Source organism: Kitasatospora sp. NPDC056531 (assembly GCF_042794375.1).
Classification (GTDB): Bacteria; Actinomycetota; Actinomycetes; order Streptomycetales; family Streptomycetaceae; genus Kitasatospora.
Genome location: NZ_JBHTTU010000162.1, coordinates 1 through 8,671, shown reverse-complemented (window position 1 = coordinate 8,671; position 8,671 = coordinate 1). Strand labels below are relative to the sequence as shown.

Sequence of the window (8,671 nt, the reverse complement as noted above, 5' to 3'; positions counted from 1 at the left end):
CCGCCCTGCGCGTATCTCACAACCAACAGCTACCGGAGCCGTCCGGCGCCTGTCAGCCGAACGACCCCGACATCACCCGATCAAGCTCAGTAGCAGACGGTTACGACGCCGCTCCCCCACACCCCCGCCACCGCGCCCCGAGCCCGCCCGGCGGGCGCCACCCGCCCGACGTGTGAGGATTGAGTCATGTCCGACGCGTCTGCATTCACGAACCCCCCCGGCTCTGCCGACGATGTATCCAAGCTCCCCGCCGCCAACCCGCTCACCCGGGCCGCGCTGGAGATCGACGAATACGCCGCCACCCTCGGCTGGGACCTCCCGGCCCGGCTGTTCGCCCTGGTGGACAGCGCCGCCCTGCGCAAGGCCGACCCGAGGATCGCCGAGCAACTCGGCCTCGCCGACGGCGGCGAGCCCGGCCTCACCCCGGTCGAGCAGGACGAGATCCCGGCCGGCATGGAACTCGACAAGTTCCTCGGCACCATCGCCTGGCCCGACGCGGTGGCCGGCTGCGCCCTGGTCGTCGAGCGGCTGATGCTGCCGCCGGGCGCCGAGCAGTCCCGCCCGCGGGGCGCCAGCGACGCCCAGCTCGCGGAGTGGGTGGCCAACCACCCCAAGCGCGAGGAGGTGCGGATCACCGCCGCGGTGCTGCGCGACGGCAAGAAGGAGATCGCCCTGCGGCTGCGTTCCAAGGACGTCGCCCGCGAGGTGCTGACCGGCCCGGACCTGGTGCCCGGCCTGACCGACGCGCTGCTGGCGACCTTCTCGTAACCGTCCCGGGTCCGGGGCTACTTGGCGCAGGACGGCAGCGCGGAGGTCTGCCCGGAGCGGACCTGCTCCAGCGACTTCAGCGCGCCGTCCAGCGTGTCCGTCTTGACCAGGGTCAGCCCGGACGGGACGTTCTTGGTGGCCTCGGCGCAGTTCGAGGACGGGGTGAGGAAGTACTCGGCCCCGGCGTCGCGGGCGGCGATCAGCTTCATCGATATCCCGCCGATCGGGCCGACCTTGCCGTCGTCGTCGATGGTGCCGGTGCCGGCGACGAACTTGCCGCCGGTGAGGTCGCCGCCGGGGGTGAGCTTGTCGATGATGCCGAGCGAGAACATCAGCCCGGCGCTGGGGCCGCCGACGTCCTGCAGACCGATGTCGATCTGGAACGGGTAGGTGTGCCGGATCCCGGTGCCGATGCCGACCACCGCGAGGTCGGCGCGCTCGGCCGGGGCCTTCGGGTCGAGGTCCTTGGCCCGCACGGTCGGGACGGTGACGTCGGTCCTGGCCCCCGGGGTGGCGGTGCCGTTGCCCGAGGCGTCCTTGGCCCGCGGGACCACGGTGAAGACCACCGACTCGCCCGGCTTGTGCTTGGTGACGGCGGCGACCACCTGGTCGACCGAGGTGACCGGGGTGCCGTCCACGGCGGCGATCTGGTCGCCCGCGTGCAGCCGGCCCTCGGCCGGGGCGCCCGCGGTGACCGACTTGACGATCAGGTCGCTGCCGACCGGGATGCCCAGCTGGTTGAGCGCGGCGGTGCGGGCGCTGTCCTCGGAGGAGGCGAACTCCTCGGCGTTCTGCTTCTTGGCGTCGGCGTCCGACTGCCCCTTGGGGTAGACGTTGTCGTGCGGCACCACCAGCACGTCGTCGCGCAGCCAGCCGACCACGGCGTTGACCAGGCTGGGCTCGTACTTGGCCCCGGTGACCTGGACGGTGGTCATGTTGAGGTGCCCGCTCGCCTTGTACGAGTCGTGCCCGGTGATGGTGATCACCGGCTTGCCGCCCTGGTCGCCGAGCGTGTTGTACGTCGGGCCCGGGCTCATCTCCGTGTACGGCACCTTCATCAGCACCGAGACGCAGAGCAGCGCTATGAGCAGCAGGGTGGCAGCGAGCATCGTCGCGGAGCGGCGTGGCATGCCTCGACAGTACGGGACGCGGGTGACGCGACGCCCGGCGGGCTACCGACCGGAGTGCTCGCCGGGGGCGGCGGTGTCGGCGGTGGTGCGTTCCATCGCGGCCATGAAGCGCCGGTGCTCGGCGAGTGAGGCCGGGTCCCCCGTGGCCCTCGGGGCCCGCTGGGCCCAGCCGGCCCAGAGTGCGGCGGCGAGGACGGCGACAACCGGAATGATCAACCAGGCGAGCGCACCCATATCAGTACTCCCAGCTCGTCGTGTCTATGAGCAGATTAACCACTCCGGCGGACAACGCGGCTGGCGCCGTCCGGGTAACGGGACGGCCGATCGGCTCACTTGCAGGGACTATTCGGCGCAGTCGCCCAGACCCGTTCGGGTGAGGCGGCGGCGCGCCTGACCCCATGGACGCACTCCGTGTGCATCCGGTTCCGCCGCACGCCCGACGAGGGGTCAGCAGCCCCCGGCGCCGACCCACTCCTCCTCGCCGTCGGCGAAGACCTGGTGCTTCCAGATCGGCACCTCGTGCTTGAGGTCGTCGATCAGCCGGCGGGCGGCCGCGAAGGCCTCGCCGCGGTGGGCGCAGGAGACCGCGACGATCACGGCCTTGTCAGTGATCTCCAGCCGACCCACCCGGTGGACCGCGGCGAGCGCCCTGACCGGGAAGTCGGCGACGACCTTCTCGGCGATCCGGCGCATCTCCTGCTCGGCGGTGGGGTGGCAGCTGTACTCCAGCGCGGCGACCGACTTGCCGCCGTCGTGGTCACGGACCGTCCCGACGAAGACGGTGGTGCCGCCGGCCGCGTCGTCGCCGACCGCCTCGTACACCTCGTCCAGCGAGAGCGGGGTGTCGCGGATGGCGAGCAGGCGGATGGGGTCGTGGTTCTCGGACATGACCCCATGATTCCTCATCCCGGCCGGATGCGGGCAAGGGGTTTCCACATCACGATGTGGAAATTTCGCATCGTGAGAAGTGTCGCCGCTCGACGGGCTCGACGGGCCGCCCCCGGCCGATCCGGGGACCGACCCTCGCCGGTCAGAACCGGCGCCGCTTGCGGGCCCGGCGCACCAGCGCCGCCGTACCCACCAGCGCCACCGTCGCCCCGGCCGCCCCCAGGCTGGTCGCCGCCTCCTTGCCGCCCAGCCGGCGCCCGGCCACCGCGTGCTTGCCGGACACCTGGGCCAGCAGCTCCGCCAGCACCTGCTCGTTGGTGAACTCAGGACGCCACCCCGCCTCGTGCAGCCGGCTGCCCGACACCACCCACGGATACATCGTGTACGCCAGGTCCCCCGCCGGGGCCGGGGTCAGGCCCAGCCGGTGCAGCCGCGCCGCCGTACCCAGCGCCAGCGACGCCGGCAGCTCCATCCGCCGGATCCCCGACAGCCGCTCCACGTCCTCCTGCTCCAGCCAGCCGTCGCAGCCGACCGTCACCTCGCCCTCGACCAGGCCCAGCGCCGCGTACTCCAGCGCCGCCGACAGGTCGTCCACGTGGCAGAACTGCCAGCACGGGCGCGAGCCGGCCACCACCAGCAGCCGCGGCGCCTCGAAGTGCCGGGTCAGCACCGTGTCCACACCGGGACCCACCACCACGGCCGGGCGCAGCACCGTCACCTGCAGCCCCGGGTGGGCGCGCGGCGCCCGCCGCGCCAGGCGCTCGATCTCCAGCAGGTCCCCGACCAGCGAGGCCTCCTCGGTCGCCCGCAGCTCCGAGTCCTCGGCCAGCGGCACCTCGTTGTCGGCCAGCGCCCCGTAGACCATCGCGGAGGTGCACAGCACCACCCGGTGCACCCCGGCCGCCGCGGCCGCGGTCAGCACCGTCTGCGCGCCCCGCACGTTGTAGGCGCTGCGCGCCCGGGGATCGGACTCCATCCCGAAGTCCATCGCCAGGTGCACCACCACGTCCACCCCGGCCAGCCGCTCGGCCACCGCCGGGTCCCGCACGTCCAGCACCCGCCACTGCACACCCGGCACGTCACCGCGCCGGTCGTCCACCGCCAGCACCTTGCGCACGTGCGGAGAGGCCACCAGCCGGGCGGCGACCCGCTCGCCCAGCACCCCGGCGGCACCGGTGACGGCCACGGTCAGCGGCCGCCCGCCGTAGGCTGGAGGCGGCGACGCCGTGGTGTCCGACGCGTCCTCTCCTCCGGTCAGCCCAGAGCGAACGTCCGAAGGCGGGGAACTCACCGGCCATCCTCCACGGTTAGCTTATGTGCGTACGGACGTGTGTCACGTACGTCCATCCTGCCCGAGGCGAAGGCCCGGCGGTGCACCCGGCGCGGGCCTGCCGCGCGGGAGCCGCCCACGAGTCCGCTCCACCGCAACCCCGGGCGGGCAGTACTTCCCGCCACACCCGCATGACGGCCGACCGGATCGAGGACCCCGTGAGCGACCTTCCCTTCGGATTCGGCGTTCCGCCCGAGGAGCCCGAGGACGGCAAGGCCAAGCCCGACGACGCGCAGAAGAAGAAGGACCAGGGCCCGGCCGGCTCCGGCGGCAGCGGCCCGCAGCCCTTCGGCTTCGGGGCCGGCAACCCCTTCGGCGCGATCTTCGGCATGCCAGGCGCCCCGGGCGGCCCCGGCGGCGCCGGTGCCGACAACCCCTTCGCCGCGATGTTCGGCGGCCTCAACCCCGGCGACCTCGGCGCCGCCTTCCAGCAGCTCGGCCAGATGCTCTCCTTCGAGGGCGGCCCCGTGAACTGGGACCTCGCCACCAACATCGCCCGGCAGACCGTCGTCGCCGAGCCCGCCGAGGGCAAGAGCAAGGATCGCTCCGTCAGCGCCACCGAACGCGCCGCCGTCGCCGAGGCCGTCCGCCTCGCCGACCTGTGGCTCGACAGCGTCACCGAGCTCCCCTCCGGCGCCGGCACCGCCGTCGCCTGGAGCCGCGCCGAGTGGATCGAGGCCACCCTCCCGGTCTGGAAGGACCTCGTCGACCCGGTCGCCGAGCGCGTCGGAAACGCCATGGGCGGCGTCCTGCCCGAGGAGATGCAGGCCATGGCCGGCCCGCTGATGGGCATGATGCGCTCCATGGGCGGCGCCATGTTCGGCACCCAGATCGGCCAGGCGCTCGGCGCCCTGGCCGCCGAGGTCGTCGGCTCCACCGATGTCGGCCTGCCGCTCGCCCCGGCCGGCAAGGCCGCCCTGCTGCCGCAGAACGTCGCCGAGTTCGGCGAGGGCCTGAGCGTGCCCGCCGAGGAGGTCCGGCTCTACCTCGCCCTGCGCGAGGCCGCCCACCAGCGGCTCTTCGCCCACGTGCCGTGGCTGCGGGCCCACCTGCTGGGCGCCGTCGAGGCCTACGCGCGCGGCATCAAGGTCGACACCTCCCGCATGGAGGAACTCGTCGGCCAGCTCGACCCGAGCAACCCCGAGGCGCTCCAGGAGGCCCTGGCCGGCGGCCTGCTCCAGCCCGAGGACACCCCCGAGCAGAAGGCCGCGCTCGCCCGCCTGGAGACCGCGCTCGCCCTGGTCGAGGGTTGGGTCGACGCCGTCGTGCACGCCGCCGCCGAACCCCACCTGCCGCAGGCCGGCGCCCTGCGCGAGACCGTCCGCCGCCGCCGCGCGGCCGGCGGGCCCGCCGAGCAGACCTTCGCCACCCTGGTCGGCCTGGAGCTGCGCCCGCGCCGCCTGCGCGACGCCGCCCGGCTGTGGGCGCTGCTCGCCGACGCCCGCGGCGTCGAGGGCCGCGACGCCCTGTGGGAGCACCCCGACATGCTGCCCACCGCCGCCGACCTCGACGACCCGGACGCCTTCGTGCACCGCGGCGCCGGCGACGACCTGGAGGGCGGGATCGACTTCGACGCCCTCGACAAACTGCTGGGCGAGGCCGCGGCCGGCAAGCCCGACCTGACCAAGAGCGACCGGCCGAGGGCCGACGAGCCGAAGCCCGACCAGAACGGCACCGACGGAGAGGGCGAGCCCACCGCATGACGGCCACCGACACGGGCGCGTCCGCGCTCCACGCGGACGCCGTCCGCACCCTGACCGACTGGCGGCCCGCCGACGAGGACCAGGAACAGCTGCGGCTCGACTACCTCGCGCACCTGGCCGAGCAGCCCGGAGGCCTCTACCGCTCCTGCCTGCCCGCCCACATCACCGCGAGCGCGGCGGTCGTCGACCCGGCCGCCGGGCGGGTGCTGCTCACCCTGCACCCCAAGGTCGGCATGTGGCTGCAGATGGGCGGACACTGCGAGCCCGGCGACGCCGACCTCGCCTCGGCCGCGCTGCGCGAGGCCGTCGAGGAGTCCGGCATCCCCGACCTGACCCTGCTGCGGGACAACGGCACCCCCGTACCGGCCAAGCTGGACCGGCACCTGGTCCGCTGCACCGGCAAGGACCGGCCGGAGAACACCCACCTGGACGTCCAGTACATCGCGCTGGCCCCGGCCGGGGCGCAGGCGCTGATCAGCGAGGAGTCGCTGGACCTGTGCTGGTTCGACTACGACCGGCTGCCGGAACTCACCGACCACTCGGTGCGCGACCTGGTCGCCCGGGCACGGCGGCTGACCGGCTGAGGTGCGACACGGAAAGGGGGCGCGGGCTATTGCAGCCCGCGCCCCCTTTCCGTTGGCCCGTTCCATCGGCCTTCCCGGCGGCGCCCCTCCCGGACTCAGCCGCAGGAAGCCGCCGGATCCTCACCCGGGGTGCCGTGCCGGGCGCCCGGGATGTGCGGCAGACGGGCGGCGGAGACCACGCCCTCCAGATAGCCGCGGGCCCGCTCCGTGCGCGGGTAGGCCTCCAACAGCGCCCAGAACGCCGGCCCGTGGTCCGGCACCAGCAGATGCGCGAGCTCGTGCAGCAGCACGTAGTCCAGCACGTACTCCGGCATGCCCTGCAGCCGGTGGGACAGCCGGATCGTCCCCTCACTGGGCGTGCAGGAGCCCCAGCGCGAATTCTGGTTGGTCACCCAGCGGACCTGCGCGGGCTGGGCGCGACCGCCCAGGTAGGCCTCCGACAACTCCCGGGCCCGGGCCATCAGGGCATCGTCCCCGAGGATCCGCCGACGCTCCTGGGCGGCGAGCTTCTCCAGCATCTGCGCGACCCAGCGCTGCTCCTCGGCGTGCGACATCCGGGCCGGGATCAGCACCACGGTGCGGTCGCCCTCGCGGTAGGCGGAGACGGTACGGCTGCGGCGGGCGCTGCGCCGCACCTCGACCCGGCCGCGGTCGTGCGCTTCGGGCGGCACCGCCCCGGTGGGCGGGTGCTGCGGCCTCGCCTGCGGCTTCTCGTGCTGCTCGTACTGCTGCTCGTCCGGGCACCCACGTGTGCTCGGCGCCGCCGTCTGGGACCCGGACGCTGCACGGGCACGCCGACGCGACACCGGTGGATGGGAGTCCCGCTCGGCTGCCATGGCACACGACGTTACCCGGTACCACTGGCAGAAGTCCGCTGCCATGGCCGAAATCTTTCGTGGAGCGATCGGGAACGAAAGGCCGACAGAGGGTGTCCGGAAACCGACGTTCGAGCGGATGGGCAGTTATCCACAGGGCCTGCGAACAGATGGTGTGATCATGCACTCGGACCTGTGGATAACTTTCAGCACGCAGTCGACGCGATGGGGCATGCTGCGGTCAGCCGTCCGGAAACGATCGGAAGGGAGATCGTCGTGCGCCTCGCTCTGAAGCCCGCTCTGTCCCGCAGCTGGCGGGACTCCGAGACCCTGCAGTTCGGCACCGTCACCCGGTACGCGGGGGTACTCGAAAACGCCGACAAGACCCTCTGCGACTTCCTCGGGCTGGTCGACGGAACGCGCGACCGACCCGAGCTCCTGGAGGCCGGCGAGCGGATCGGCCTCGGCCGCGAGCCCGCCGACACCCTGCTGACCGAACTGGAGGAAATCGGGCTGCTGGACGACGCGGAGGCGACCGACCGGGTGCTGTCCCGCTTCCCCCAGCCCCACCGGGACCTCCTCGGGCCCGACCTCGCCTCACTGTCCCTGGTCCACTCCGGCCCCGGCGCCGCACCGGCGGTCCTGACCCACCGGGCAGAGACCCGGATCGAGGTGCGCGGCGCGGGCCGGGTCGGCGCCGCCGTGGCGGCGGTGCTCGCCGCGGCGGGCACCGGCACGGTCACGGTGTCCGACGGCGGCCGGGTCAAGCCCGGCGACTGCTCCCCGGCCGGGTTGCCGCCCGCGGACATCGGGCGGCTGCGGTCGACGGCCGCGCGGGAGGCGGTGCAACGGGCCGCGGGCCGACCACTGGTGCCCGTCCCGCGGCGGAAGTCCGACGGCCCGCCGCCCGACTTCGTGGTCCTCGCACCCCGGGACGGCAGCGCCGCCTTCGCGGGTGGGACGTACGAGGCCAAGCTGCTGCTCCGCGCCGGGGTGCCGCATCTGTACGTGGGCGTGGTCGAGGAGTTCGGCATCATCGGGCCGCTGGTGATCCCGGGGAGGTCGGCCTGCGGGCACTGCCTGGTGCTGCGCAGGGAGGACGAGGACGCCGCGTGGGCGCGGGTGCTGGCCCAACTGGCGAACAACGGCCCGGGCCGGGCCCGCACACCGGCCTGCGACACGGCCCTTGCGACGGCCGCCGCCGGACTGGCCGCCCTGCATGTCCAGGTGTATCTGGACGGCGGCCGGCCGCCGAGCGTCGACGGCTGGTGCGAGGTGTCGGCGAGCGACGGGATGCCCCGCCGCCTGCGGCTGCGAGGACACCCGGACTGGGGGTGTCCGTGGGAGACGCTGCCACCAAACGGAGGGAGCGAGAGGGGAGAGGAAAAAAAAGAGGGACGGGAAAAAGCCCCGACATGCCGGGGAGCCCCAACCCCCCCCACCCCTTACCAGG

Annotated in this window: 9 protein-coding genes; 4 read left to right on the top strand and 5 right to left on the bottom strand. The window is 73.6% G+C overall.

Annotated features, from left to right (window positions below; translation table 11 throughout):
- The first annotated feature begins 186 nt into the window (after positions 1-186).
- On the top strand, positions 187-768 hold the full coding sequence (locus ACFQ87_RS42880; RefSeq protein WP_380616411.1) for a PPA1309 family protein: 582 nt from the start codon (positions 187-189) through the stop codon (positions 766-768).
- A gap of 17 nt (positions 769-785) precedes the next feature.
- On the opposite strand, the gene ACFQ87_RS42875 is transcribed toward ACFQ87_RS42880, so the two are convergent.
- The 4 genes from ACFQ87_RS42875 to ACFQ87_RS42860 form a co-directional block, all read right to left on the bottom strand.
- The gene (locus ACFQ87_RS42875; protein ID WP_380616409.1) at positions 786-1,898 is read right to left on the bottom strand and encodes a PDZ domain-containing protein; all 1,113 of its coding nucleotides are present in this window, start codon (positions 1,896-1,898) and stop codon (positions 786-788) included.
- 42 nt (positions 1,899-1,940) lie between these two features.
- Positions 1,941-2,114, bottom strand: a complete 174-nt coding sequence (locus ACFQ87_RS42870; protein ID WP_380616407.1) for a hypothetical protein — start codon at positions 2,112-2,114, stop codon at positions 1,941-1,943.
- A 231-nt stretch (positions 2,115-2,345) separates the two neighbouring features.
- Positions 2,346-2,786 carry a molybdenum cofactor biosynthesis protein MoaE gene (locus tag ACFQ87_RS42865; RefSeq protein ID WP_380616406.1) on the bottom strand — a complete coding sequence of 147 codons (441 nt, stop codon included), beginning with the start codon at positions 2,784-2,786 and terminating at the stop codon, positions 2,346-2,348.
- A gap of 142 nt (positions 2,787-2,928) precedes the next feature.
- Positions 2,929-4,077 (bottom strand): NAD-dependent epimerase/dehydratase family protein, encoded by a 1,149-nt coding sequence (locus tag ACFQ87_RS42860; protein ID WP_380616404.1) that lies wholly within the window; start codon positions 4,075-4,077, stop codon positions 2,929-2,931.
- A 197-nt stretch (positions 4,078-4,274) separates the two neighbouring features.
- On the opposite strand from ACFQ87_RS42860, the gene ACFQ87_RS42855 reads away from it, so the two are divergent.
- Complete coding sequence (locus ACFQ87_RS42855; protein ID WP_380616402.1) at positions 4,275-5,819, top strand: zinc-dependent metalloprotease; 1,545 nt, start codon at positions 4,275-4,277, stop codon at positions 5,817-5,819.
- Positions 5,816-6,403, top strand: a complete 588-nt coding sequence (locus ACFQ87_RS42850) for an NUDIX hydrolase (RefSeq protein ID WP_380616400.1) — start codon at positions 5,816-5,818, stop codon at positions 6,401-6,403. The genes ACFQ87_RS42855 and ACFQ87_RS42850 overlap by 4 nt, the downstream gene beginning before the upstream one ends.
- Before the next feature lie 95 nt (positions 6,404-6,498).
- Here ACFQ87_RS42850 and ACFQ87_RS42845 read toward each other — a convergent pair whose 3' ends face one another.
- Entirely contained in the window at positions 6,499-7,239 is a 741-nt protein-coding gene (locus tag ACFQ87_RS42845; protein WP_380616399.1) for a M48 family metallopeptidase, read from the bottom strand.
- A gap of 255 nt (positions 7,240-7,494) precedes the next feature.
- Here ACFQ87_RS42845 and ACFQ87_RS42840 point away from each other — a divergent pair.
- On the top strand, positions 7,495-8,671 hold a 1,177-nt coding region (locus ACFQ87_RS42840), incomplete at its 3' end, for a TOMM precursor leader peptide-binding protein (protein WP_380616397.1).